The 23,687-nt window shown below is 62.9% G+C and carries 18 protein-coding genes, 1 tRNA gene and 1 pseudogene; 10 read left to right on the top strand and 10 right to left on the bottom strand.

Annotated elements, in window-relative coordinates; genetic code table 11:
- Nucleotides 1-632: 632 nt before the first annotated feature.
- The 4 genes and pseudogenes from KUV45_RS13555 (at nucleotide 633) to KUV45_RS13540 (ending at nucleotide 3,401) form a co-directional block, all read left to right on the top strand.
- Nucleotides 633-1,502 carry a DUF4437 domain-containing protein gene (locus KUV45_RS13555; protein WP_222161797.1) on the top strand — a complete coding sequence of 290 codons (870 nt, stop codon included), beginning with the start codon at nucleotides 633-635 and terminating at the stop codon, nucleotides 1,500-1,502.
- 457 nt (nucleotides 1,503-1,959) lie between these two features.
- Nucleotides 1,960-2,812, top strand: a pseudogene (locus tag KUV45_RS13550) (DDE-type integrase/transposase/recombinase); the annotation flags it as partial.
- Between the two features lie 17 nt (nucleotides 2,813-2,829).
- Nucleotides 2,830-3,117, top strand: coding sequence for a CopG family ribbon-helix-helix protein (locus KUV45_RS13545; protein ID WP_222161796.1), 288 nt, complete (start codon nucleotides 2,830-2,832; stop codon nucleotides 3,115-3,117).
- On the top strand, nucleotides 3,114-3,401 hold the full coding sequence (locus tag KUV45_RS13540; protein WP_222161795.1) for a type II toxin-antitoxin system RelE/ParE family toxin: 288 nt from the start codon (nucleotides 3,114-3,116) through the stop codon (nucleotides 3,399-3,401). Before KUV45_RS13545 ends, KUV45_RS13540 begins: the two co-directional genes overlap by 4 nt.
- Before the next feature lie 599 nt (nucleotides 3,402-4,000).
- Here the strand turns inward: KUV45_RS13540 and KUV45_RS13535 are convergent.
- The 5 genes from KUV45_RS13535 to KUV45_RS13515 all read right to left on the bottom strand — a co-directional run bounded on the left by KUV45_RS13535 (nucleotide 4,001) and on the right by KUV45_RS13515 (nucleotide 6,884).
- A complete protein-coding gene (locus KUV45_RS13535) occupies nucleotides 4,001-4,423 on the bottom strand; it encodes a type II toxin-antitoxin system VapC family toxin (protein ID WP_222161794.1) in 423 nt (140 codons plus the stop codon).
- Nucleotides 4,420-4,659, bottom strand: coding sequence for a plasmid stabilization protein (locus tag KUV45_RS13530; RefSeq protein ID WP_206943143.1), 240 nt, complete (start codon nucleotides 4,657-4,659; stop codon nucleotides 4,420-4,422). The genes KUV45_RS13535 and KUV45_RS13530 overlap by 4 nt, the downstream gene beginning before the upstream one ends.
- Before the next feature lie 125 nt (nucleotides 4,660-4,784).
- Nucleotides 4,785-5,132: a DDE-type integrase/transposase/recombinase gene (locus KUV45_RS20475; protein WP_222161793.1), complete on the bottom strand. Its 348-nt coding sequence runs from the start codon at nucleotides 5,130-5,132 to the stop codon at nucleotides 4,785-4,787.
- A 244-nt stretch (nucleotides 5,133-5,376) separates the two neighbouring features.
- Nucleotides 5,377-5,453, bottom strand: a tRNA-Ile gene (locus KUV45_RS13520).
- A 390-nt stretch (nucleotides 5,454-5,843) separates the two neighbouring features.
- A complete protein-coding gene (locus KUV45_RS13515; RefSeq protein ID WP_222161792.1) occupies nucleotides 5,844-6,884 on the bottom strand; it encodes a hypothetical protein in 1,041 nt (346 codons plus the stop codon).
- A gap of 269 nt (nucleotides 6,885-7,153) precedes the next feature.
- Between KUV45_RS13515 and KUV45_RS13510 the strand changes: the two genes are divergently transcribed.
- The 6 genes from KUV45_RS13510 (at nucleotide 7,154) to KUV45_RS13485 (ending at nucleotide 15,228) form a co-directional block, all read left to right on the top strand.
- Nucleotides 7,154-9,358, top strand: a complete 2,205-nt coding sequence (locus KUV45_RS13510) for a TonB-dependent receptor (protein ID WP_222161791.1) — start codon at nucleotides 7,154-7,156, stop codon at nucleotides 9,356-9,358.
- A gap of 207 nt (nucleotides 9,359-9,565) precedes the next feature.
- The gene (locus KUV45_RS13505; protein WP_222161790.1) at nucleotides 9,566-11,113 is read left to right on the top strand and encodes a DHA2 family efflux MFS transporter permease subunit; all 1,548 of its coding nucleotides are present in this window, start codon (nucleotides 9,566-9,568) and stop codon (nucleotides 11,111-11,113) included.
- Nucleotides 11,114-11,224: 111 nt separating this feature from the next.
- The gene (locus tag KUV45_RS13500; protein WP_224851819.1) at nucleotides 11,225-12,370 is read left to right on the top strand and encodes an ABC transporter substrate-binding protein; all 1,146 of its coding nucleotides are present in this window, start codon (nucleotides 11,225-11,227) and stop codon (nucleotides 12,368-12,370) included.
- Nucleotides 12,370-13,374, top strand: a complete 1,005-nt coding sequence (locus KUV45_RS13495) for an iron ABC transporter permease (protein ID WP_222161789.1) — start codon at nucleotides 12,370-12,372, stop codon at nucleotides 13,372-13,374. The genes KUV45_RS13500 and KUV45_RS13495 overlap by 1 nt, the downstream gene beginning before the upstream one ends.
- Complete coding sequence (locus KUV45_RS13490; RefSeq protein ID WP_222161788.1) at nucleotides 13,371-14,474, top strand: iron ABC transporter permease; 1,104 nt, start codon at nucleotides 13,371-13,373, stop codon at nucleotides 14,472-14,474. Before KUV45_RS13495 ends, KUV45_RS13490 begins: the two co-directional genes overlap by 4 nt.
- Nucleotides 14,475-14,604: 130 nt before the next feature.
- Nucleotides 14,605-15,228 carry an RraA family protein gene (locus tag KUV45_RS13485; protein ID WP_222161787.1) on the top strand — a complete coding sequence of 208 codons (624 nt, stop codon included), beginning with the start codon at nucleotides 14,605-14,607 and terminating at the stop codon, nucleotides 15,226-15,228.
- A gap of 74 nt (nucleotides 15,229-15,302) precedes the next feature.
- Here KUV45_RS13485 and KUV45_RS13480 read toward each other — a convergent pair whose 3' ends face one another.
- The 5 genes from KUV45_RS13480 to KUV45_RS13460 form a co-directional block, all read right to left on the bottom strand.
- Nucleotides 15,303-17,414, bottom strand: coding sequence for an IucA/IucC family protein (locus KUV45_RS13480; RefSeq protein ID WP_222161786.1), 2,112 nt, complete (start codon nucleotides 17,412-17,414; stop codon nucleotides 15,303-15,305).
- 80 nt (nucleotides 17,415-17,494) lie between these two features.
- The gene (locus KUV45_RS13475; protein WP_222161785.1) at nucleotides 17,495-18,259 is read right to left on the bottom strand and encodes an HpcH/HpaI aldolase/citrate lyase family protein; all 765 of its coding nucleotides are present in this window, start codon (nucleotides 18,257-18,259) and stop codon (nucleotides 17,495-17,497) included.
- On the bottom strand, nucleotides 18,253-20,169 hold the full coding sequence (locus KUV45_RS13470; protein WP_222161784.1) for an IucA/IucC family siderophore biosynthesis protein: 1,917 nt from the start codon (nucleotides 20,167-20,169) through the stop codon (nucleotides 18,253-18,255). Before KUV45_RS13470 ends, KUV45_RS13475 begins: the two co-directional genes overlap by 7 nt.
- A 14-nt stretch (nucleotides 20,170-20,183) precedes the next feature.
- A complete protein-coding gene (locus tag KUV45_RS13465) occupies nucleotides 20,184-21,542 on the bottom strand; it encodes a type III PLP-dependent enzyme (RefSeq protein WP_222161783.1) in 1,359 nt (452 codons plus the stop codon).
- A complete protein-coding gene (locus KUV45_RS13460; protein ID WP_222161782.1) occupies nucleotides 21,535-23,397 on the bottom strand; it encodes an IucA/IucC family siderophore biosynthesis protein in 1,863 nt (620 codons plus the stop codon). The genes KUV45_RS13465 and KUV45_RS13460 overlap by 8 nt, the downstream gene beginning before the upstream one ends.
- Nucleotides 23,398-23,687 lie beyond the last annotated feature (290 nt).

Below are 23,687 nucleotides of genomic sequence, written 5' to 3'. Positions count from 1 at the left end.
CCGACTGCTTAAGACGAAGCTGTTGTCCAATAATCGCAAGCCAAGGGTCTTCGCAAGTAGCAGTCAATGACGACCACCGTTAGGCCTCTAGGCAAGAACTGCTGACTCTCGGTGCGAGGGCGGAAGCCTTGGGGCCGCTTGCACACTTGCCAGTCTTAAGCTGAAGGGGGCGCGGTATGGCTTGCACGTCTCTACCAGGGCGCGTGCCACTCGACGATAGCCATACAGAGGAAAGCCGCTCCAGCCAGCCTTACCCGAAATGCCAGACGGTGTCGATGGCACACCGCCGTGGCCTGGGACGATAAGATCATGCTGGAGAGCCACCTCAGCAAGGGCGGCCTTGCCCACGAAGAGGTCCATCACGACAGCGTTCTTTTGCGCCGACCATGACCTATCGAGGAATTCTCATCGACTCTAGGAAGAAGAAACGCCGCATGTCGTGGCTTCACCCTAGCGTCGACCCACAGCACCACGCCCAGCATCAGCGCCAGATTATCGTGTTCTGACGAATAGTGTTTCCCCCCTTTGCCGCTTTATCACGCCGCCTGTGCCTTCCAAAATTCACCGCGTCGATTGCCAGCGCATCGGCGATGCGCCTTTCCTTTCAATGCTCAGACAGACAGGCAGCCATCATGAAACGTCCTTTCTCCCTTGCTCTACTTGGCCTCTCGATCGCCGTTACCAGCATCACCGCCCACGCTGATGGCCAGTCTTCGCTCACGCCAACCAGCGAAGTCGTCCAGCAGTCCGATATCGACTGGGGCTATCTCAATCCGCTGCGCGGTGACCAGAGCCCGGCCGCAGGCGACCTGTGGGGTGACCGCACCAAGGATGGCGCTTCCGGCTTCCTGGTGAAGTTCAATGAAGGTTTCTCCTCACCGCCTCACATCCACAACATTACCTATCGTGGTGTGGTCATTCAGGGCGAGGTTCACAACGATGACAAGAACGCCGACGAGCAGTGGCTGCCCGCAGGCTCGTTCTGGATCCAGCCGGCGGGGGAGTCTCATATCACCGCAGCCCGTGACGAGGTCAACATGGCCTACATCGAGATCGATGAAGGGCCCTATCTGGTACAGCCAGAATCCGAGGCCTTCCACAACGATGAAGAACCGCTGAATGTCGCCGAAAACAACCTGGTATGGTTGGATGCCAATGACATTCGCTGGATCAGCCTTCCGGGCAGCGACGACGCCATACAAGGCCCGAAGACCGCTTTCCTGTGGGGCAACCCGGACGCCGGACAGATGAGTGGCCGTCTGGTGAAACTGCCAGCCGATTTCTCGGTTGAGATCACAAGCCACGCCGACGAATTCCGCGCCGTGGTCATCAAGGGCGACCTGACCCACGAGACCGAGGGCAAGAACGACAGCCAGCACCTGACGACCGGCAGCTACTTCGGTTCACAGGGCGAGATCACCCATGACATCGCCACCAGTGCCGACGGCGAGACACTGCTCTACGTACGCACCAATGGCGATTTCGACATCGCCGAGCAATGACCCCCGAGAGCTGAACCAGCAACCATAAAGCGCTGCAGAAAACGCGAACGGCCACCCGGTTTCAAGACCGAGGTGGCCGTTCGTGTTCAGGGCTATGTCTGTGACACCCTCGTCAAGGCCGCAACTCTGTCATTCCAGTTCCTAAATCACTCTTGAGCCGGCGAATTTCCGCCAGTCCCTTCATGCGCCCACACAGCTGGGCATTCGGGTAGCTCGCACCTGGCACCATCCAGAATGCGATGGTCGTCATCGGGGTACACTGGCAAGGGCACGACGCAATATACTAAGCGACGATGTTCCTCCGCCCTCAAGTACGTATATCTCCCCAACGTCTATATGGAGTTGGGGCCACTTATCACGGAGGCCTCCTGGCCAGATATAGGTTGGATCGACACCCTCCGCTACCCGCCAGCTGACTGGCCAATGACGTAGATCGTGAAAGTGGGAGTCACTTCACGAGCAGGAAGAGGTGCTGATTGCGGCACGCGAATTCCTTCGTCTCGGGCTCGACGACCTGCTCGTCGTCGCCTGGGAGTTTTTGCACCCCACGCTATCCAGAGCGGCGCTCCACCGGATGTTGAAACGCCGCCAGGTACCCACCTTGGCCCAATTGGCTAAGAGGGATCAGGAGGGCAAGAAGGAGGCGCCCAAGTCCTTTCGAGACTACAAACCGGGCTACCTCCATATCGATATCAAGTATCTGCCGCAGATGCCTGATGAGACGCAGCGCCGCTATCTGTACGTTGCCATCGACCGAGCTACTCGCAGGGTCTATATAGAGCTGCGCTCCCGCCAGGCGGTAAGCGATGCTGAAGCGTTTTTTTCATCGGGTCGTTGAGAATGCCCCGTTCAAGGTCCAAAAGGTGCTGACGGACAATGGCAAGAGCTTCACGGATCGCTTCACCTCTGGTGGAGAGCGCAAGCCCACCGGACAGCATCCGTTTGACCAGGCATGTGCAGAGCACCACGTGGAGCACCGCCTGATTCGGCCGGGCCACCCTCAAACCAACGGAATGGTCGAACGCTTCAATGGCTGTATCAGTGACATCTTGGCGACGCGTCGCTATGTCTCCGGAGAAGACCTGGAGCAAACGCTAAAACGGTACTGCTGGCTGTACAATCATTACATCCCGCAGAAGGCATTGAAGCACCAGGCCCCAGTTTCTGCGATGAAAGACTGGCAGAACCGGCGTCCTGAACTATTCACCAAGCGTGTGATTAATCCACATGTACCGCCCACGTACCTGCCCATGGCGGATGCGTGTGGATGCATGGCATTCTCTCCGTGCTACTCTGTAGTTACCGTGTAACACATGAGGATGGTGTTATGAGCGATGCTACCTTCACCTTTCGGGTCGACGAAAACCTGAAAGCAGAGTTTGCCAATGCGGCCAAGGCTCACGACCGTACCGGGGCACAGCTTCTACGCGACTTTATGCGCAACTATGTAGCGCAACAGCAGGAAGCGCAGGATTATGATGCCTGGCTGATTGCCAAGGTGGAGCAATCACGGGCCTCGGCAGACGCTGGAAATCTGATACCTGCCGCCGATGTGGAAGCAAGGTCTGCTGCCCGCCGTGCAGCTACCCGTGCTCGTCTGGCGAAGTCTAAATGATGGAGCTGGTCTGGACGCCAGAGGCGATCCAGGATCGTGACGACATTTACGACTACATAGAAGCTGAGAACCCGCTGGCAGCCTTGACGTTGGATGAACTGTTTTCAGAGAAGGCGGCACAGCTGGTGGACCAGCCTGACAGTGGACGACATGGCCGTGCTCCGGGATCCCGAGAGCTGGTTGTTCACCCCAGCTACATATTGGTCTATGACGTTGTGGGGATGCAGGTGCGGGTACTGAGTGTGGTACACACAGCTCGCCAGTGGCCGCCTTCTCTAAAATAAGTCGGGTAGACCGAGCGATTCACTTCTGAGCTTTTTATAAGAGCTTAGGGCTTCTAGGTCGGGGTAACATCGGCGAGATAGCGCTTGAGGGCGGCTTCGAGCGTCATGCGCTCCGAGGCACTGCGCTGGATTTGCGATTCCCCCCTATCACGCACCATTTCGTGTTCGGTGCGGCGTGCCCAGTCCTGAGCGTCACGCTTGGTGCGAAAACGAATGCAAAGTGCGGGCGGTGGCAGTCCAGCCGGTCTTGCGGATAACGGCTTTCTAGCTGCCGGCGGGGGTCTTGACGATGGTGGCCATGTAAAGTCTCCAGGGGACAGAAGGATCGGCGCTCTACTGAAACTGACTACTGAAACGGATCCCTTGGACGTTGGGACTCTCGGAAGGGAAGTCGTAAGACGCTGGTCTGAATGGTGGGCCCAGTAGGACTTGAACCTACGACCAAGGAATTATAACTTCGCTTTTAAATCAATAAGATAATCAAAATTCTACGAAATCGACCGCAATCTAGCAAGGATTAAAAAAGAGGAATATCAGCAGCTTAGCGAAATTTAGTGTCACCTACCCGAACCTACCACTATACCGTCAGTGTACCGATATCAGCCCATTTCCCAAGGGTTGGTCGTCTCGACGCTCAACGTCTCGAAATCCTTTACGTTGCGTGTCACCAACACCGCTCCATGCTGGATGCAGATAGCCGCAATTTGGGCATCGGCCATGTGAACCTGCCTTCCTGCACTCTCGCTGGCAGCGACCTGCTCTGCGTAGTGAATCGCAGCCCCGCTATCGAACGATAGAATGCAGCCAGAGAAATCTTCCTCAAACATTGCCGCCGCCATGGCTGCGAAACCACGTTTGCGTCTACCGTCGGGCAGGCGCTCGATGCCATAGAGAATTTCAGCGACTGTAATAGCGGAAATTGTCACGGAAATAGCATCCTGCCTGTCCAGCCAGTCGACAACCCGGGCGTTTGGCACAGGCCGTATCAGCTCGGATAGCACGTTGGTATCGAGAACAATCATGCGCCGAAGCCCGGATCACGTGGCTCAGACCTAGGCGGCACTTCCAGTTCGATGCCTCCCGCGTCTGCGAATCGCTCACGTATGCGAGTCCCCAGCCCCTTTGCCTGAGGCTGGTTTAAGGCACTACGTAGAATGATGCGGACCTCCTCTTCCATGGAATGGCCATGCCTTGCCGCCTGCATGCGAAGCTGAGCCTTCAACTGCTCATCCAAGTTGCGGATCGTGATCGAAGCCATGCCAGACTCTCCATGTGATTACAATGCTATCAATGATAGCGTGAAGCGCACGAATGCGCCTGCACATGACGATAGGTATCATGCTGGCTCTAATAGAGGCTTCGAGGGCCAGGACTCTTGACCCCTTATGTGAGCCCGTAGGCCCTCACTGTCGCTGTATAGTGCCGACTGCTGAAAACGAGGCCGTTGTCAGAGCGCAGGGCCAGCGGTTGATGAGTCCGACTCAGTGCGCCGAATCGATGTACCAGAGCCTCTTCCAGCGCTGCTTCAGCCGTCTTGCTGCTGCCGTTGTCCGACAATCGCCAACCAAGGATCTCTCGGGTGCAACAGTCGATGATCACCGCCCGGCTGGCCCGCCGATCCTTACCGCACCACACATGGGTGAGGTCGGTGGCCCAACGCTCATTAGGCCAAGAGGCGACGGACGGCAGGCCACGGGCACGCGGCCGGAAGCCTTGGGGCCGCTTGCGCACCTACCAACCTTTGAGCTGCAAGATGCGTTGGATCGGCTTGCGCTTCTCCCCCAGGACACACGCCAGACGGCGATAGCCGTAGCCACCCAGTCTTGAGGATAACGGCTTTCCAGCTGCCAGGATCTACCTGGCTGAAGATACCGTGTCGGCTTGAGGCGGGTGCCAGGGACGGCACAACGGACGCCGTTACGGACACCAAATTCTCGGAAGGACTTAACCAACTCGGCTAGGACGCTGATCTGAATGGTGGGCCCAGTAGGACTTGAACCTACGACCAAGGGATTATGAGTCCCCTGCTCTAACCAACTGAGCTATAGGCCCTTATCAGCGCGGACGTATGATAGCGAATGCGGCGGCCGTAGGCCAGCGGGTTTCAGGTGGACGCTTGCCACTGGTCAGTATGGCGGTCTTCGAGGCGTTTCGGCTGTGCCCTTCCTCACATCACAGCCCTGGTCGCATCATCGCTTGGGCGCCTCAAGAACCGATTTGGCGACTGGCTGTACCGCTGGCGTACCCGCGGCGCCCTTCTCCTTTCGCCGATTCCCCGCGCCCTTTCTTCCCGCGCCTTTTTCCCACACCTCTACTCACGCGTTATCGCTCTTCGCCCTCTATCGCTCACTGACGCTCTCCAGGACTCTCCCGTCGCCGCCTCCGTGTCCTGCTATACCGCGGTTCGATGTGGGGTTGTGCGGTGCCTGGATGACGTTGGGTCTACTGCACCAGCCCAAGGATGGTGTAGGGGGCTTCGCAGCAGCGGCGTTCGTCGCGTTCGCTGACGCTGTGCAGGTCGTAGTTGCGGTCGTTGTCGTAGGCGACGAACAGACGTTCGCGGTCAAGTACGGCGAGGCCTTCGGCCTTGTGTTCGAACTCGAGCACCTTGTCGTTCTCGTCGCGCACCAGGGTGGGTGTCCTGCCCTGGCGGAAGTCATGCAGCGACATCACCCACAGATAGCCGCCGATGACCTCGTCGTCGCCCTCTTCGGTCTCGAAGCTGGTCAGCAGGTAAAGCTGGCCGTGGTAGGGATCGTACTCAAGGCTAGACAGGCCACAGACGTGGTCCACGCCGTCGTACTCGCCGGGGTCGAAGCTGAAGACGTCATGCAGGGCATCGACGAATTCCAGGTTGTCATTGTCGTTGATGATGTAGTGGGCACCGATGACCCGGCGCACATAGTCGAAGTCATCGTGGGCCTTGCCCTGCTCGCGGATGCCGAACAACAGCAGGCCATCGCCACGCTCGCCGGGGATCGCGGCCAGACCCTCGATCTTGTAGTAGGGCTCGCCTACGGCTGCGTCCATCTTGCGCCGAAACTCGAGCGAGCCTTCCACGCCGTCGCGGGGGTCGGGGTCCACCACCTGGACCCGGTCAGGCTCGTGAAGGGGCCAGATCAGCAGGTGGTTATAGGCGTTGAGATCGTGAGTCTCGTCGTCGATGCGATCAAAGCCGGTGGTGGCGATCATGTGGCGCCCATCGGTGGTCAGGGCGAAGTCTTCATATTTCACCGCTTCCTTGATGGTCTGCTGGGTCAGGTAGTCGATGCGGTTGTCGTCGGGACCATCGGCGGTCAACGGCAGGCTGAAGGCGGCGGAACGCTCGTGACCGGGGATCGGCTTGTCGCTGGCCATCAGCAGTCGCTCGCCATCGTAGGCCACCGCAGAAATCTCGGCGTTGACCAGCTCGCCCTGGTCGTCACGCAGCCCGGGAGGAAAGCAGTGGATCGTGCCCTGCTTGAGGATCTTTACCCGTGTCATCAAGCCTCCTGATCGTCGTGTAGTAGAGGCATCCAGCCTACGCCTTGTGCCTCTGGTCGGCGAGGGGGGGAGCTTGACTTGCACAAACCACAATCTTTAATACGAACGCTTCGCATTATTTCCACAATTCGTTATATTGCTTGCGCCAGCAGCGACAGCTGCCCCTTCGATGCCTGCTGGCCGGTTGCGATGAAGCCCGAAGAGGCTTTCACGCGTTGTTTCGCCGACACGCCTAATGGCGGCGGTGTTTCTTATTCAGCGATCCTTTCATGCACCCCAGACATCCTCTTTCCCACGCCATTCGCTTCCCCCTCGCCTGCGACTCAGCATCACCGCGAACGCCCTGCCGCTCCGGCTACGCAGCGCTGCTGCTGACCCTGGCAACACCTGCTACGGCCCTGGCACAAAACGACACTTCCGTTGCCGCGACCACCACGCAAGCGGAGGTTACCGCCGACACCATGGTGGTGGTCGGCTCGCGAACGCCCAAATCGATCAGTGAGATTCCCGGTGCCGTCTGGGTCGTTGACCAGCAACAGCTGAACACCCAGATCGCCACTGGCGCGGATCTGAAAACGGCCCTTGGTCGTCTGGTGCCCGGTCTGGACCTGGCCCCTCAGGGGCGCACCAACTACGGCCAAAACATGCGTGGCCGTAGCGTTCAGGTGCTGATCGACGGGGTCTCGCTGAACAGCTCTCGTGGTCTCTCGCGCCAGTTCGATGCGATTGACCCCTTCAACATAGAGCGCGTAGAGGTGCTGTCCGGCGCCAGCAGCCTGTATGGCGGAGGTGCCACCGGCGGCATCATCAACATCGTCACCAAGAAGGGGGAAGGTCCCGGGCGCCACTTTTCCACCGCCATCAGCGTGACCAGCGGCTTCAATGACAGCGACGATGCCGATTTTCGTCTCGCCCAGGACATCAGCGGCGGCAACGAGCAGATTCAAGGTCGTCTGGCGGTGGCGTATCAGGACAACGGCCGTTTCTACGACGGTCGCGGTGACGAGATCTTCCCGGATATCGCCCAGACCGACCTGCAGGACAACCGCTCCATCGACATCATGGGCAGCGTCGATGTCAGGCTGGCGCCACAACAGACACTGACGCTAGGGGCTCAGCTCTACCGCTCCGCCTATGAAGGGGATCGCGGCCTGTATTTCCCCAACCTGACCCTGGGCAACCTGGACGGTGCCGAGATCCGTGACGGCTACTCATCGGACCGGGACCCGGCGACCGACCGTCGCATGGTCAACCTGCAGTATCATCACGCTGACCTGCTGGGCCAGGACTTCTACCTGCAGGCCTTCTATCGGGAGGAGGAAGCCAGCTTCAACGCCTTCCCCTACGCGACATCTGAGGGCATCGAGTTTCGTACCTCCAAGCAGAACACCAACCTTGGCGGCATCAAGGCGTTATTTGACGCCGACCTGAGCGACAGCGTGTCACTGACCTATGGGGTCGACATGGACCGGGAGTCCTTCGACGCCAACCAGATGCTCTTTGATATCGCTGCGTCCAACGCCAGTGGCGGGCTGACTCAGCAGCGCAGTGACGTGGTCCCCCGCTACCCCAGCTATGAAGTGGATGGCTATGCAGGCTTCGCCCAGGGGGATTGGCGGGTAACCGAGGGGCTGACCCTGTCTGCGGGGGTTCGTCAGCAGCACATGGATGTCGAGGTCGACGACTTCAATGGCATCCCCGGCGGCGAGAATGACTACGACGCGACGCTACTCAATGCCAGCGCGCTGTACGACTATGGCAATGGTCACCAGAACTGGATTCAGTTCAGTCAAGGCTTCGAGCTGCCCGATCCTGCCAAGTATTACGGCAAGAGCGCCGACGTCAGCGTCGACGACAACCCGCTGGATGCCATCAAGACGGATCAGGTAGAGCTGGGATGGCGCTTCAACAACGCCGACTGGAGCACCCAGGCAGCGCTTTACTATGCGTGGTCTGACAAGGCGGTGGAAAACGCCGAAGACCTGTCCGTCAGCGTGGTTGAGGAAAACAAGCGTGACTACGGTCTTGAGGCTGCTGTCACTCGCTACCTGGACGGGGGCTTCGAAGTCGGCGGCACCCTGCACCTGGTCCGCTCGGAACAGGAAGACGACGACGGACAGTGGAACAAGCGTGACGCCCGCTACGCCTCGCTGTCATCGGCGACGGCCTTCGTTGGATGGAACGATATGGCCGCGGGTCGCAGCGCGCGCCTGCAGGCCAACCATGCCCACAACCTGGAAGATGACAACGACCGTCAAATCGATGGCTATACCACGGTGGACCTGGCCCTGGCTCAGGACATCGACATCGGCCGCCTGACCCTTGGCATCGACAACCTTCTCGACGAAGAATACTCCACGGTCTGGGGTCAGCGCGCCGCGATGTTCTACTCTCCCTACTATGGTCCAGAGTACCTGTATGACTACCAGGGTCGGGGACGCACCTTTACCCTGGGTTGGACGATGGATTTCTAAGACCTACCATCGGGCTGTGTCCTGACACCCATCCAGATTACCTGCGCCAGGCCTTTGGGTCTGGCGCCTTTGTTTGCCCAACAGCGTGCGGCGCCCCCGGTTGCTGACGGCAACGCCTTATTTGATAATGAATTGCATTTGCCTTTGCGACATGGCATGATCATCGCCCCTCGATGCTCACGCTTTATCACTACGGTGAGACGCTTCATGTCCACGCTTCGCCCCTCGGCACCGTCTTCTTCTCGCTCGCCCACCGCGCTGTCCTCTCGCGCTGGCACAGCTGACGAGAACCAAGATGCCCTGGGTGATGACGCGTCACCGCCGCGGGCCACTGACGACGATACCGCCGAGGTCACGCCAGGAGGTGCCTGGGTACTGGCCAGCGTGCTGCTGGGCACCTTTACCGTGAGCCTCAACAACAGTGCGCTCAACCTCGCGGTGGCAGAGCTGATGGTGACCTTCGAGGCCAGCGCCAGCCAGGTGAACTGGGTCATCACGCTGTTCATGATCAGCATGGCCATGAGCATGCCCCTCACCGGCTACCTGGCCGACCGCTTCGGCCGCCGCACGATCTACTTGCTGGGGCTGTCGGGATTTCTGGCGGGGTCCCTGCTCGGAGCCATGGCCGACAGCCTGTCGGGCATCATCATGGCGCGCGCCCTTCAGGGCACCGCTGCCGGCCTGATGATCCCGCTGTCCCTGGCGTTGATCTTTGCCGCCTACCCGCCTGAGCAGCGGGGCCGAATCAGCGGTATATGGGGCTTTGCCGTCATGATTGCGCCTGCCATCGGTCCCACGGTGGGAGGTCTTTTGCTGGAGCTGACCCACTGGCGTGCGTTGTTTCTGATGAACCTTCCCTTTGCACTGCTCGGCCTGGCCCTGGGCTGGCGCTGCCTGCGGCGTGAAGCGCCCAATCGTCAGCGCCGCTTCGACTTGCCGGGCTTCGTGCTGATCACCTTTGGCATGGGGGCGGTGCTTGCTGCTCTGGGACGGGTCGAGACCCTTGAAAACCTGCTGTCCATTGGTGTGGCGGTGCCGCTGACCGCGGGAATCGCCTGCCTGGTGGCCTTTGTCCTGGTGGAGCAACGTACCACGGCACCTTTGCTGGCACTGTCGTTATTTCGCCACTCGGCCTACCGCTTGAGCGTGGTGCTGGCCTGCCTGCAATCGATCATTCTGTTTGGCTGCGTCCTGCTGACGCCACTGTGGATGCAGCAGGTGCTAGGTGCCAATCCTTTCGTCACCGGACTGGTGTTTCTGGCCACCGCCCTTACCGCCTCACTGTGCTCGCCCCAGGCCGGCCGCATGATCGACCGCTACCCGCCCCAATGGTGTCTGCTGGTGGGGCTCGGCGTGACCGCGATCAGCCTGATGGGACTCGCCCTGATGTCACCGGCTGCGCCGGTGTGGCTGGTCGGGGCCTGGATGGGACTTCGCGGAATCGGCCTTGCCTGCGGCTACCTGCCTGCCACGACTGTCGGCGTACGCGCGCTGCCTGACGCCGAGATGACCCAGGCCTCCGCCATGAACAATATGGCCCGACGCCTGGTCGCATCGTTGGGGCTGGTGGCGCTGTCGCTTTACTACGATGCCCGAGTCGACCAGCTCGCCGGCAGTGACGCCAGTGTTGGCGCCAGTGCCCAGGCCCTGAGTGAAGCCTTCACCGCGCTCGCCCTGATCGCCCTGCTGTGCCTGCCGCTGGCCTGGCGGCTGGGCCGGGCAACACGCCATCACACTGCCCACATGCTTCCGTGACGGATCCGCCCCATGATGCCCTCTCCCACGTTACGCCCATCATCGCACCCGCCAGCGCCATCGCCCCCAAGGCCCTTGCGCCCCCGCGCAGCGCCATCGTCCCCGAGGCCCTTGCGCCCCCGCTCAGCGCCTTCGGCGCTGCGCGAGCTGCTAAAGCTGCTGGCGTTGCTGTCGGGCGCTCTGCTGTTTGCCGCCATCGCACTGCTGGCCGGCATGCTGCTGTTTGCTGAAACGGCTCGTGGGGACACGGCGCCACCTCCAGCCACCTCTCCGCGTCTGGTCACGCTCTACCAGGGCGCCACCGACAGTGCCGTGGCACTGGGCCTGACGCCGATTGGAGTGGTCGACGCCTGGATGGAGAAGCCCACCTACCGCTATCTGCGACCGGCGCTGAATGGGGTGGAGCATGTGGGCCTGGAAACCCAGCCCAATCTCGAGAAGATCGCCTGGCTCGACCCTGACGTCATTATTGGCACGCGTTTTCGCCACGAGCGGGTTCGCCCGCTGCTGGAACGTATCGCCCCAACCCGCTTCGCGGCCAACGTCTATGACTTCAGGTCTTCCCTTGACGAGGTAGCACAAGCCACCGGCCGCGAGGCCCAGGCCCGCGAGCTGATGACCTGCTGGAATGCCCGCATCACCGACCTGCGTCAGCGGCTGGCGCAGCGCCTGGGCGATGATTGGCCGCAGAAGGCGGCCGTGGTCCGCTTCAAGAGTGATCACCTGCGCCTGTACTCCACCGGCTTTGCCGGCAGCATTCTCGGCGAGATCGGCTTCGAGCAGCCCGATGCGGCCAGCGACCAGGGCTGGGGCATCAAGCTGACCAGCGAAGAGAACATCCCGACGCTGGATGCCGACGTCATCTTCGTGCTGCTGGAAGACGACCCGGCCATCCTGGCCACCTACCGTCACTGGACCGCGCATCCCCTGTGGCAGCGCCTGAAGGCAGCACAGGCGGGACGGGTGTATGAGGTCAATACGGTCAACTGGATCATGGGTGGCGGCATTCTGGCGGCCAACGCCATGCTCGATGATCTTTACCGTCACTATTTTCCCCAGCTTGCATCGTCTGAGTCTGCCGCTTCCGCATCACGCTCACTGCCGCTGGCCGCTGACTCGACGCCGCTAGCGGTTCGCACGTCCCAGCAGGCGCCCGTCGGCACCGCAGACTGCCAACTGGCCTTCACGTCCGACGCCAGAACCGCTGCCAAAACCCACAGCTCCACTCGCGCTACTGACGACCAGCAGGATTCTTGATGCTTGACCGCACCACCACCCGTTCGGCAGGACTCGTGCTCGGCATCCTGTTGTGGCTTGCGGCCTTCGCCGCGAGCGTGACGCTGGGCACCACCGACATCACCCTGAGCGATGTCTGGCAGGCGCTGAGCGCCTACGACGGAGGCCGAATCGACCACATCATCATCGTCTCCGAGCGTCTGCCACGGGCCGTCATTGCGACCCTGACCGGTTCAAGCCTGGCCATCGCCGGGGTGCTGATGCAGACCATGACCCGCAACCCGTTGGCCTCGCCTGGCATCCTTGGCATCAATGCCGGCGCCATGTTCTTCGTGGTCGTGGCGGTATCGCTGCTGCCGCTGCATGCCCCCGGTCAGTATGTCTGGGCGGCGCTGCTGGGGGCGCTGGTAGCCGCCTTGCTGGTGCTGGCGCTCAGCCGAGGACGTCGCGGTGAACTGTCTCCGCTGCGGGTGGTGCTGGCCGGGGTTGCCGTCAGCGCCATGTTTCTGTCCTTCAGCCAGGGCCTGCTGATCCTCGACCAGCAGAGCTTCGAGAGCGTGCTGTACTGGTTGGCGGGATCCGTTTCGGGTCGCGAGCTCGATCTGGTGGTGCCCCTGTTGCCCCTGTTTATTTTGGCGCTGGCCATCACCGCGACGCTATCACGTCATGCCAATGCGCTGCTGCTGGGCGACGAGATGGTCACCGGCCTCGGCATGCGCGTAGGTACGCTAAAACTGCTGCTCGGCCTCTGCGTGATCCTGCTGGCGGGAAGCTCCGTCGCCCTGGCCGGCATGATCGGCTTCGTCGGGCTGATCGTGCCGCACATGGCTCGCGGTCTGATCGGTATCGACCATCGCTGGCTGTTGCCCGCCTGTGGCGTGCTGGGTGCGACCCTGCTGCTGGCCGCCGATATCGCCTCGCGGTTTCTGATGCCGCCCCAGGAGGTGCCGGTCGGGGTGATGACGGCACTGCTCGGCACGCCCTTCTTCATCTACCTGGCGCGCAGACGGCAGGTGGCGACATGACCCAGGGACGCAACACCTTGTCGACACCCGCCGCCAATCACCGCGCGAACACCTGCCTCAACAGCAGCAGTTCCCTGACCTCACCGGGCTGCTCTTCGCCACGGGAGCGCACAGCACGATATCGCTTCCTGTGGGTGGTCACCCTGCTCGGGCTGGCGCTGCTCGCCAGCATGGGGCTGTCGTTGTCCCTGGGCAGTTTCCCCACGTCGCCGCCCAAGGTGCTCGGCGCCCTGGTGGCACCGGCAGACAGCGACGTCGGCTTTATCATCTGGGAGCTTCGGCTGCCACGCATCCTGCTGGCGGTGCTGGCGGGCGCCGCGCTGGCCTGCGCCGGCGCGATCCTCCAAGGCATCGTCAGAAACCCCTTGGCCTCACCGGACGTGATCGGCATCACCAGCGGCGCAGCGCTGGCGGCCGTGATCTTCCTGGCAGGCCTTCTCGGTTCGCTGAGCATCAATCTGCTGCCGCTGGCGGCACTCGCAGGGGCCGTGTTGGCCACCCTGCTGGTGGTGTCCCTGGCCTGGCGAGCGGGGCTTGAACCCTCTCGCGTCGTGCTGGTGGGCATCGGCCTTTCAGCGGCCATGGGCGCTGCCACTACGCTGTTGATCGTGATCAGCGACGATGCCTCGGCGCTGCACGCCTACGTCTGGCTGACCGGCAGCCTGTACGCCGCCCAATGGCAGGACGTGCTGTCGCTGCTGCCGTGGCTGTTGATCGCCCTACCGGCCAGTCTCGCGTTGGCTCGACATATGGATGCCCTGGCGCTGGGTGACAGCGTCGCCCTGGGGCTTGGGGTCAACGTGCAACAGAGCCGCCTGATCCTGCTGGCGCTGAGCGTGGCCCTGGCCGGTGCCGCGGTCGCCTTCGTCGGCGGACTCAGCTTTGTCGGGCTGGTCGCCCCACACCTGGCGGCTCGCCTGGTAGGACGCAGCCTGGCGCGCCTGGTACCAACGGCCGCGCTGTGTGGCGCCCTGATCGTGCTGTATGCCGACCTGCTGGGACGGGTGGCCTTTCTGCCCAAGGACCTGCCGGCCGGTATCTTCGTTTCTGCCGTCGGCGCCCCGTTCTTCGTCTATCTGCTCTATCGCCACCGGCAGTAGCCTGACGTGCTGCTTGAAGTGCTGATCAAGCCCAGCGGGACTGCCGGGTCGAGGCGTAATCACGTCAGCACTGGTGTCTTGCTGATACCGTCTTGTTCAAACAGCCTCGTCTTTCAATAAGGAGACCAGCATGTTTTACATCGCGCCGCGACAGCAGCGCTTCAGTGACGAACAGATCGAACGCCTGGGCAGCCTGTCGACCTCCACCCTGGGCCACTTCAGCGACCTCGGCGCTATCGCGTCGCTGCAGCCGATTCGACGTCCCATTCGCCTGTTGGGCACGGCGCTGACGGTCAAGATCCCGCATATCGATGGCAGCATCATCCGCGAAGCATTGATCCAGGCAGAGCCCGGCGACGTGCTGGTGATCGACGTGGGCAGCGACCACCAGCGCGCCTGCTGGGGGGAGTTTCGTGCTTATGCGGCGCTCAAGAAGGGACTTGCCGGGGTCGTCACCAACGGCGCCATTACCGACTGGGACGCCCTCTCCCGCCTATCGCTGCCGGTCTACGCCAGGGGGACCAGCCCGCTGACCACCCGCTCGCTGTCGTTGGAGGGTGAGATCAACACCACCGTCGCCATTGACGGCGTCACCATCGAACCCGGCGACCTGATTCTCGGCGATGACGACGGCCTGTTCGTGCTGCCGCCCCATCGCGCCGACGCACTGGCGGAGCGCGCCCTGGCCAAGCAAGCCGAAGAAGCCAGCCGCCGCGAGGCGATGTTGCGCGAGCACCCCGACTGGCTGCGCTGAATATCCCCTGTCTTGCGCACAAAAAACGGCGGCATCGGTATTCACCGATGCCGCCGCTACTTTCTTACGCTAGATCAGGCTTGCTGCAGCGTCCTCTGGTGGTCGGCTTCGGCAGCGGTACTGACACCCTGTTCGACACAGGCCGTTGCCTCGGCTGTCTGATGCGTCGGCTCCCCCTGGCAGGCCCGTAGCGGGTTGACGGTCTCGCTGACACCGAAGGGCATGCTGCCGGGGCCGCCGGCGCGCTCGATGATCGGTGCAATCAGGCGCTTGTAGGGCCAGCTTTCGCGCTCGAACAGCACCGCCTTCAATCGACGACGCTCACCGTCTTCGAAGGGAACGACGTCGAGCACGCCGTCCAGCACCGCGCAGAGATCCTGCCACAGGGCCCGACTCGACAGGCTGAAATGCCCCGCCACGGTGTCGATGATGGCGCGCAGGTTCACCTGGATGGCCAGGGTCTGAAGCCAGAACACCAGGGCCTCCTGACTGTCGTGGTAGAGGGTATTGGCGTGTCCCTTCTTGATCCGGTAGCACGGGTCCTGCATGCCGTGACGCTCGAGCTGACCGACGTGGATGCGCAGCGAGTCATGGTCCCTGAGCAGCAGCCCTTCGACCTGGCCATCACGCACTACCAGCACGGCATTCTGACCATGGACCTCCGCCAGCATCCCGAGCCTCAGCATACGCAGGTTGATCTCGAAAAAGCGCGAACACAGCTCGCCAAACAGGGCTCTGGCGCTTTCGGCCCCATGTTCCATGCCTCGCTGGTCCATCCAGTCGCTGAACAGGTGGTGGGCGCTTGCCGTGTTCTCGCTCGGCAGTGGCGTCCCCAGGGTCGCCATGGGCACCAGCTGCACATCACGCTGGGCCAGCAGCTCCCGCGGATAGCTGCGCACCATGGCGCTGAGATGACGCGGGGCTTCGTCAAACAGGCTGGCATCTTCGGGCATGTAGGCCCACCACTTGCCCTCGTCACACAGGTGCAGGGCACTCGCCAGCACCGGGTCACGCTGCCTGGCCTGGGCCAGCAGCCTGGCGCTGAGATCACCATTGATCATCTTCACGGCGGGCAGGTAGCGCGAGGCGCCCAGGGAATGAATGGCCATAGGCAGCTTCAGGCTGTGCTCGGAGCAGCGGGTGGACAGCAGCGAGCGCAGTGATGACGTCGGCCACCAGCCCCCGGTAACCGTCTCAAGGGTCACGCAATGCCCCTCCTCAAGATCCGTGGCTAACCACGTCGGCAGCGCATGCTCGTGCTGCCATGGATGCACCGGCAAGGCCACGTGGGTCTGGTCGATACCCTTGTTTCTCAGCTCATCCTGAAGCGCCTGGCGCTCATCATGGGCCAGCACCCAGTCGGCGGGCACGCTGTCCACGTCACCACCGTCTGCCGCCTCCAGGCCGGCGCCGGTGCATAGCCGATGGCGCGCCACGGCGACCCAGACGAGCCCCACCGGACGAGCGAACTCCGCCATGTAGGCCTGGTACTCATCGGCACTCATGCCCTGCTTGGCCTTGGCCGTCGGATGATAGGGGCGATCCAGCAGCGATGCCCATTGCTCCATCCGCACAAAGTGGGCGTGGGTATCCAGCGCCGCAAGGTCATCGGTGCGCACGCCGTGATGCATCGACGCCTCGGCTTGCCACAGGCTGTCCTCCAGCGCACGCAGAAACACCTGCTGGCCCTTGGTCAAGCCGCTGTGGGGCTGGTCACCGTTGGCCTCGGCTGGCTCTGGCACTGGCTCCGGCTCCCCCTTCGCCTGGCATAGAAGGCGCATCAGCGCTGGTGCATCCAGCTCGATGGCGCTGGCATCAGCGTCCGGCACGATCAGCACAGGGGTCGCCGGCACCTTCTGCCAGGCCTGGACAATGCCTGGCTCCAGCAGCATGACCAGGCGCTCGCCCTGGGGTGTCTGCCAGTCCCACAGACGGGTCTGGCCCTGCACCGCTGCCGCGCCAAACCAGGCGGTGGCCTGACGCCGCGCAGCATCGTCGTCTTCACGCAGCTTGGCGCTGTCCAGCAGCCCCTCGACCAGCAGGCCGTCTACGAGAAACGCCAGAATCTGCTCGCCGGCGCCAGGTGTTTCGACAAATGAATCTGCGCCAGCCGAATCAGTTACAGCCGAGTCAGTAACAGACACATCAGTGCCGCGAAAGGATGAGGAACCGTCGATGGACGCCATACTTGGGGCCTCCTGTTGGATAGTTGGGCGATCAGGGGTGGGTGATGACGCCAGGCCTTCAGCGTCTGGGGATGGCCGGGTCATGACGCGGCCTCCTGCAATGCCTGGCTGAGGGCGCGAAAGGCAATACCGCGTTCATCGCCCAGCATGAAGGTATGCACGCCGCGTTCGCGCCACCCGGCCTTGGCACCGGCGTGACGCAGGAAGGCGGCGTATGGGATGCCGTGCTCGGCGGCGCTACGCTGCACCCTGGCCAGGGCATCGGTCACCTCGGGATGAGCGGTCTGCCAGGTGACACCCAGAGATTGCGACAGGTCGGCGGCGCCCTCGAGGATCAGGTCTACCCCAGGGACCGCACACAGCGCGTCGATGCGCTCCACGCCGGTGCGACTCTCGATCATCGCCACCACCAGAATCTCGTCGTTGGCCTTGTGCACGTATTCGGCCAGGGAGTGCTTGCCGAAGGCGCCGGGACGCCCGGCGTTAAGGCTGCGGGTGCCCTGGGGGGCATAGCGGCACGCCTGGGCCGCCATTGCCAGGCGCTCGGGATCTTCGACACTGGGCAACACGATGCCCTGGGCGCCGCCATCCAGCAGCCGCAGCAGGGTCTTGGGATCGTCATCGGCGACCCGCACCAGCGGCGTCAGCGCGTAGCTTTCTGCGGTGCGAATCATGTGCTCGATGGTTTCCGGGTTGATCAGCACGTGTTCGCAGTCGATCACCACGAAGTCAAAGCCAGCCTCGGCGATCAGCTCGATCGACGCCGCCGTAGGCAGCGACGCCAGCACGCCATACACCTCGCGCCCTTGCGCCAGGGCGAGCTTGAGTTGATTGGTTCTCAGCATGGCATCGGCTCCCCGCCCTGGTGCTGGCGCGGCGTTGCACCGCCCGGTGCGTGCTCAGCCAGGGGATTGGGCACGCGCTTGACCTGGGGAATGTCATCGCCAAACAGCCGCCGGCGAGTGAGCGCTTCCACTTCCCATTCGGGGACGAAGACGTCGAAGCTGCGGTAGCGCTCGGCATGCTCCGGGTGGGCTTCTTGGTAGGCCACGATGACGTCGGCGACCATCGCCCAGAAGGTCTTCTCCTCCAGGCCAAAGTGACGCTTCAGGAAGATCGCCATCTCGGCCAGGGCAATGAAGAAGAAGGCATCACAGGAGTAATCCCGCACCGCATCCAGGTCATCGGTGACGATGAAGGAGTTGCGGTTGCGAGCGGCATGAGCCGCGGGCAGTGGCTCCAGCCTGGGGGCCAGCTCCGGGCGGGCCAGGGCGGCCTCGCTGTAGCGCACGCCATCGTGGAAGTCCTTGAGCGCGATTCTCACCGGCCAGCCATCGCGGTGAATCACCACGATGTTCTGCCCATGGGACTCAAGCCCGACGCCCTCGGCAAACAGCAGGTGGATGATCGGCAAGGTCGCCACCATCACCAGCTGACGCGTCCATGCATCGCGGCCGTGGCGCTCGATCCAGTCGGCGATGAACGGTGCATCGGGTTCGCCGTCAGGCTGGCGAGTGAACTGACTGAGCCCATTGAAGGGCACCGCCTGCTCTCCGGGCGCCAGGAACTCGTCGATGTGCTCTCGCCACAGCGCGCCTACCTGGCCATACACCTGGTCATGGCGCAGCCCGGGGAAGGCGCGCTCGTCCAGGGCAACGCCCGCTACCTCACCAAGGATGACCATGCCCGATGCCTTGGCCGTCGGATGACTGTCCACCAGGGTCTTGAGCCAAGCGGTGATGATGGGCCCATTGGTGATGGTGTGACGGGCCAGGATGCGGGTGCTGGAGGTATTGGTGATACCCAGCGCCAGCTTGAGGTAGGGGCGCGGCGCATCGCGCTCGGCGTTCCCCACCGGCGACAAGGTCCGAATCGACTGCTGGGGCCGGTAGCTCAGCTGACCTTCCCCCAGCAGAGCGATCTCGCCGCGGGCAAGTTCCGGGTACAGCGCCGCGACCAGCACATTGTCCCACTGCCAGGGATGGACCGGCATCAGTACCACCTGATCGCGCGTCAAATCCTGCTGCTGCAGCCACCCAGACAGCGCCGACTCGACCTCGGCGCCCGCCTCGGCCTCGACCATGGCCGCTACCCGATAGCCGCAGGAAGCCCCTTGATGGGCCAGCCGCCGCGGTACGCCAAGCCACAGCACGCGAAGGTCCTGGCCGAACTCCGGGCCATAGCGGCGGTTGTCATCGAGGCTGAACCCCAGGCGTGACTTGTAGCTGGGGTGATAGCTGTGGGCATCGGTGAAGGCCTGCTCCAGGGCATCGGCATCCAGCTGGCGCGGGTCGATCCCGTTACCCGGGCTTGCGACGGTGGACGACTGCAGGTCCTTGATCAGTGTTTCGGTCAGCTCACGAATAAAGCCCGCACCGAGTTTTCCATCGCCACCAAGGGCATGGTCGAGGTCATCCAGCACTTCGAACAGGGTCGGCGATACATCGCCATCTGCGGCTTCCTTCACCAGGCTCGAATGATCCAGGCGCACCAGCGCAAAGCTGTGGCAGCGAAACCCTTCGACCCGGTAGCGACCCGGCCCCACCTTCAACCGGAACAGCGACCTGTCGGCGGCGTCGGGGGATGCCGACGAGGCCTCCAGGCGGGTTTCGCTGATGGGTTCGAGCACGTCTTCGTACAGCAATGTCTGCAGCAGCTGGCCAATGACGCGGCGTTCGATGCGTTGGCGATGCTGCCAGTCGGCAGCCACGGCAAAGGGCCGCGTGGCGGCTGCCGCGGAAGTAAGTAATGTCATGGGATTCCTCGACGTCAATAGATAGCCACGCGGCCGGGCGCGCTGATAAAGCACTGCTCGGGCCTTGGATGACACAGAAAGTCGGCGTGGGAAATGTTGTAGCCATAGGCCCCGGCCAGGGGCAGCACCAGCAGATCCCCTGGCGCCGGGTCGTCGAGCCAGGCGGCGCGTGTCAGCACATCCTTGGGCGTGCACAGCTGGCCGACCACGCTCCAGCGTCTGGTGGCAGCGGGCTTGGCGTCTGCCTGCGCGCCAGAGCGGCCCTCGGCCGGTGATGGGCACAGCGCAACCACCGGGTGGTCATGGCCCTGGGCGGCGGGAAGGCGAAATTGGTGGGTGCCGCCACGGCAGATCACGAAGTTCTCGCCGTGACTCGACTTGGTGTCGATCACTTCCATGACGTAATAGCCGCAGAAGGCTGAGACGAAGCGTCCGATCTCGAAGCGCAGGCGTGGCGCATCGTCCATGTGCTCAAGATTCTGTCCCAGATGGGCGCACAGCGCCGGCCAGTCGAACTGCTCGCCTGGGGCAGATGGCGCATGATAGTCAACGCCGATGCCGCCCCCCACATTGAGCTGGGTGACCGACGCCGGATGTTCGGCCAGTGCTCGCCAACGCGGCCAGCGATCCAGATAGCTATCGAGCAGTGTCTTGTGCTTGTGCACGCTGCGCTGGTGGGACATGGCGTGCACGTGAAAGCCGACCAGCCTGAGGTGGGACGCTGCCTCCACCGCCGCGACCGCCGCGCCGAGTTCCGCCTCGTCGATGCCGAACGGTGTGGCGGTGCCCGCCATGCGCAAGCGACTGGACAGCGACTCGGGCAGACTCGGATTGATACGCAGCAGCACGCACTGCGGCTCACCCCGCGCTGCCGCCAGGCGCTCAAGACGCGCAATTTCACCGAGACTCTCCACATGGAAGGCCTCGATACCCTCGTCCATGGCGCGCTGCATCTCGCTATCCAGCTTGCCGGGGCCAGACAGCACCCAGGGCAACGCCTGGGTCGCCTGGCGCATCCGCGCTATCTCACCGCCGGAGGACAGCTCGAAACCATCCACCAGCGGCGCCAGGGTCTTGAGCATCGGGGCCTCGCTGTTGGCCTTGATGGCATAGAACAGCTCGACGCCCTTGGGCAACGCCGACATCATCCAGCGCGCCCGCTCTGCCAGTGCCTCCAGGTCGTAGAAGAAGGCCGCGACCGGGCCCTGGGCGTCTGCCTGATGGGCCAATATGGCCTGGCGCACCGCCTCGGGGATGGCGTGATCGGAACCAGCGGCTGCTGCTGCAGAACGCTCCGCCACCACTTGCGTATCAGCGGCGTCGCCCCTCGGCACAGCGTCAGCCAACGGGCGGTTCAGGGTGACATCAACCATGGGCCACCTCCCGGCGCGGGCTCGACACCGCGCGCCAGGGGCTCGGCAAGCGCACGTATTCTGCATGCCGATCCGCCTGGGCCATCAGCCTGAGCTTGAGGTTGGTCTTGCATGGCAGCGCGTCACCGGCAAGCAGCGCATCAAGTTCAGGGGTAGCCCTCCCGGGAGATGCCTGTGACATCTCGCTCAAGCGGTCCCTTACTCGCGCCAGCTCGTCGGCGGTGGCGTCCCACAGGTCATCGGCAAGGGCAGGACGCTGCCAGCTCAATGCCAGGATGGCCTCCGCCAGATGATTCAGCAGCAGGCAGTAGGCGATGCGATTCCAGCCTTTCTCGCGGCTGTAGACCATCGACTGGCGGACACGGGGATCCAGCGTCTCGCCGGCCAGCCAATCCACGCCCAGGTCAGCGGTCAACTTGGTGCCTTCGAAGTCGCGCAGCAGCATCCGCTGCGGGCGTCCTTGCTGATGCACCAGCACACAATTCTGCAGATGGGGCTCGACCACGATGCCGTGCCGGAAGTACAGCGCGAGCACCGGCTCCACCAGGGTCTTCAAGTAGGCACGGAACCAGTCGAGTCGCTGTTCGTCGCTGCTGTCCGCGGGGCCGACGCCATAGCTGCGCCCGACCAGATCGAGCACCATCGGCGTCAGTTGGGTATCCCGGGCAAACACCGTGGCGGACAACAGGCAGCGCTCGGCACCAAAGCGACGGCAGAAGTTGTCGCGCAGGATGATGCCGGTCTGTTCACAGAACCAGCGGCGCACCTCGGGATCCTGGCCATCGGCGTCATCGTCGCTCGGCGTCCAGTGCAGCGTGGCGGGCTCGCGGGCGACCTCCAGTCGCTTAAGCGCGGGATCCCCCGCCTCGACCAGTTGCGCCATGATGCGGTCGATGACCAGCGTGCTGGCCAATTCGTACCAGGCGTTCTTGCGCACGCAGTTGGTGATGCGCACGTTCAACGAGCCCTTGATGAACCAGGGGTGATCCTCCAGGTACCAGGTGCGCATGGACGCCGTGGGCACCGCCTCGAAGCCGCTGGCGCCAAGATCGCGAATCCGCCCGTCGGCCAGATAGGGGGCGACCTGGGGCGAGCGCCGGAACAGCTCGGCCTGGATCGGGTGCATGGCCAGTACCACGCGGTCGTCGGCGCTGTCGGCTGCCTGGTCCGCGGCCTGATGCAGCAGCTCCTGCGGCGACGGACCATTGCTGTTGATGCGCAGGCCCTCTGCCGGGAACGAGAACTGGTGCAAACGTGTTGCGATACCCGACTCCGGCGAACAGGCAACGCCGGCATCGGGAAGATCCTCAGGCCATTGCCGCGCCTTGGGGGTCGGGTGGTTGGGATGTCCGAACCATAGCCCCTGTTCGCTGGACGCATAGTCGCCAAGGGGGTGCCGCTCAGGACGCTCGCTGCGACGATCAGATTGGTCGGCGCGTGACAGGATATCTTCCATCACGCGCTGACTCAGCAGAACCTGGTCGCGGAATTCCGGATTGGGGAAGGCGTCACGCCAGGGCCCGTCCTCCAGCAATGCCGCTACCAGCTCAGCCGTCTGCGCCGGGCGCCAGCGCGGGTCCGTGGGACGCCGCAGGTACAGCTCCGATACATAGGCATGAACGCCCAACGCCGAATGCCGGTCGACCAGCACAAACAAGCTCAGCGTCGGTGACCACGCAATCTGCAGCGGCCATCCTTTATCGGTGTGGGGCAGGCCCTGCCGATGGGCAGGCCAGTGGTGGCTCAGCAAGTCCTGGGGAATACCCACTTCCTTGATGATGCCGTTGAGCAGGGCATGCTGCGAGGCATGCCGAGCAATCTCGCCAGGGGTGCGAGTCTGTAAGGGGAATTGCATATGCAACCTCCGCAAGGATTCCATCCTTTGTTGCCCTCTCTGGCTACGGCGCACGACCGCAGGCCTGAGAAAGTCGCGCTTTCCTGGCTAGTCACTAGGCGAAGGGGTGTTGTTGTTGCGTTGTTGTGATGGTGTTGCTGTAGCGGTTGTTATGACGATTGATCGGAAGATGGTCGTGATGACCGTGGTGAAGGTGTGCTGTGCTGCGTCAGCGAGCTATTGGCCAGGGCCGCTCAAGTGGCCCGCCGCCGTCCTGACGGCGGGCCTTGATCAGACGCTCCAGAACGTTC

It is taken from the genome of Halomonas sp. DP3Y7-2 (assembly GCF_019800795.1).
In the GTDB taxonomy this organism is placed as follows: domain Bacteria; phylum Pseudomonadota; class Gammaproteobacteria; order Pseudomonadales; family Halomonadaceae; genus Halomonas; species Halomonas litopenaei_A.
This window is presented reverse-complemented; position numbering and strand designations above follow the sequence as displayed.

Excerpts from the sequence above, each read along its gene's own strand:
- KUV45_RS13555 (WP_222161797.1), top strand. The coding sequence starts at position 633 with ATGAAACGTCCTTTCTCCCTTGCTCTACTTGGCCTCTCGATCGCCGTT.
- KUV45_RS13545 (WP_222161796.1), top strand. The coding sequence starts at position 2,830 with ATGAGCGATGCTACCTTCACCTTTCGGGTCGACGAAAACCTGAAAGCA.
- KUV45_RS13540 (WP_222161795.1), top strand. The coding sequence starts at position 3,114 with ATGATGGAGCTGGTCTGGACGCCAGAGGCGATCCAGGATCGTGACGAC.
- KUV45_RS13535 (WP_222161794.1), bottom strand. The coding sequence starts at position 4,423 with ATGATTGTTCTCGATACCAACGTGCTATCCGAGCTGATACGGCCTGTG.
- KUV45_RS13530 (WP_206943143.1), bottom strand. The coding sequence starts at position 4,659 with ATGGCTTCGATCACGATCCGCAACTTGGATGAGCAGTTGAAGGCTCAG.
- KUV45_RS13515 (WP_222161792.1), bottom strand. The coding sequence starts at position 6,884 with ATGACACGGGTAAAGATCCTCAAGCAGGGCACGATCCACTGCTTTCCT.
- KUV45_RS13510 (WP_222161791.1), top strand. The coding sequence starts at position 7,154 with ATGCACCCCAGACATCCTCTTTCCCACGCCATTCGCTTCCCCCTCGCC.
- KUV45_RS13505 (WP_222161790.1), top strand. The coding sequence starts at position 9,566 with ATGTCCACGCTTCGCCCCTCGGCACCGTCTTCTTCTCGCTCGCCCACC.
- KUV45_RS13495 (WP_222161789.1), top strand. The coding sequence starts at position 12,370 with ATGCTTGACCGCACCACCACCCGTTCGGCAGGACTCGTGCTCGGCATC.
- KUV45_RS13490 (WP_222161788.1), top strand. The coding sequence starts at position 13,371 with ATGACCCAGGGACGCAACACCTTGTCGACACCCGCCGCCAATCACCGC.
- KUV45_RS13485 (WP_222161787.1), top strand. The coding sequence starts at position 14,605 with ATGTTTTACATCGCGCCGCGACAGCAGCGCTTCAGTGACGAACAGATC.
- KUV45_RS13480 (WP_222161786.1), bottom strand. The coding sequence starts at position 17,414 with ATGGCGTCCATCGACGGTTCCTCATCCTTTCGCGGCACTGATGTGTCT.
- KUV45_RS13475 (WP_222161785.1), bottom strand. The coding sequence starts at position 18,259 with ATGCTGAGAACCAATCAACTCAAGCTCGCCCTGGCGCAAGGGCGCGAG.
- KUV45_RS13470 (WP_222161784.1), bottom strand. The coding sequence starts at position 20,169 with ATGACATTACTTACTTCCGCGGCAGCCGCCACGCGGCCCTTTGCCGTG.
- KUV45_RS13465 (WP_222161783.1), bottom strand. The coding sequence starts at position 21,542 with ATGGTTGATGTCACCCTGAACCGCCCGTTGGCTGACGCTGTGCCGAGG.
- KUV45_RS13460 (WP_222161782.1), bottom strand. The coding sequence starts at position 23,397 with ATGCAATTCCCCTTACAGACTCGCACCCCTGGCGAGATTGCTCGGCAT.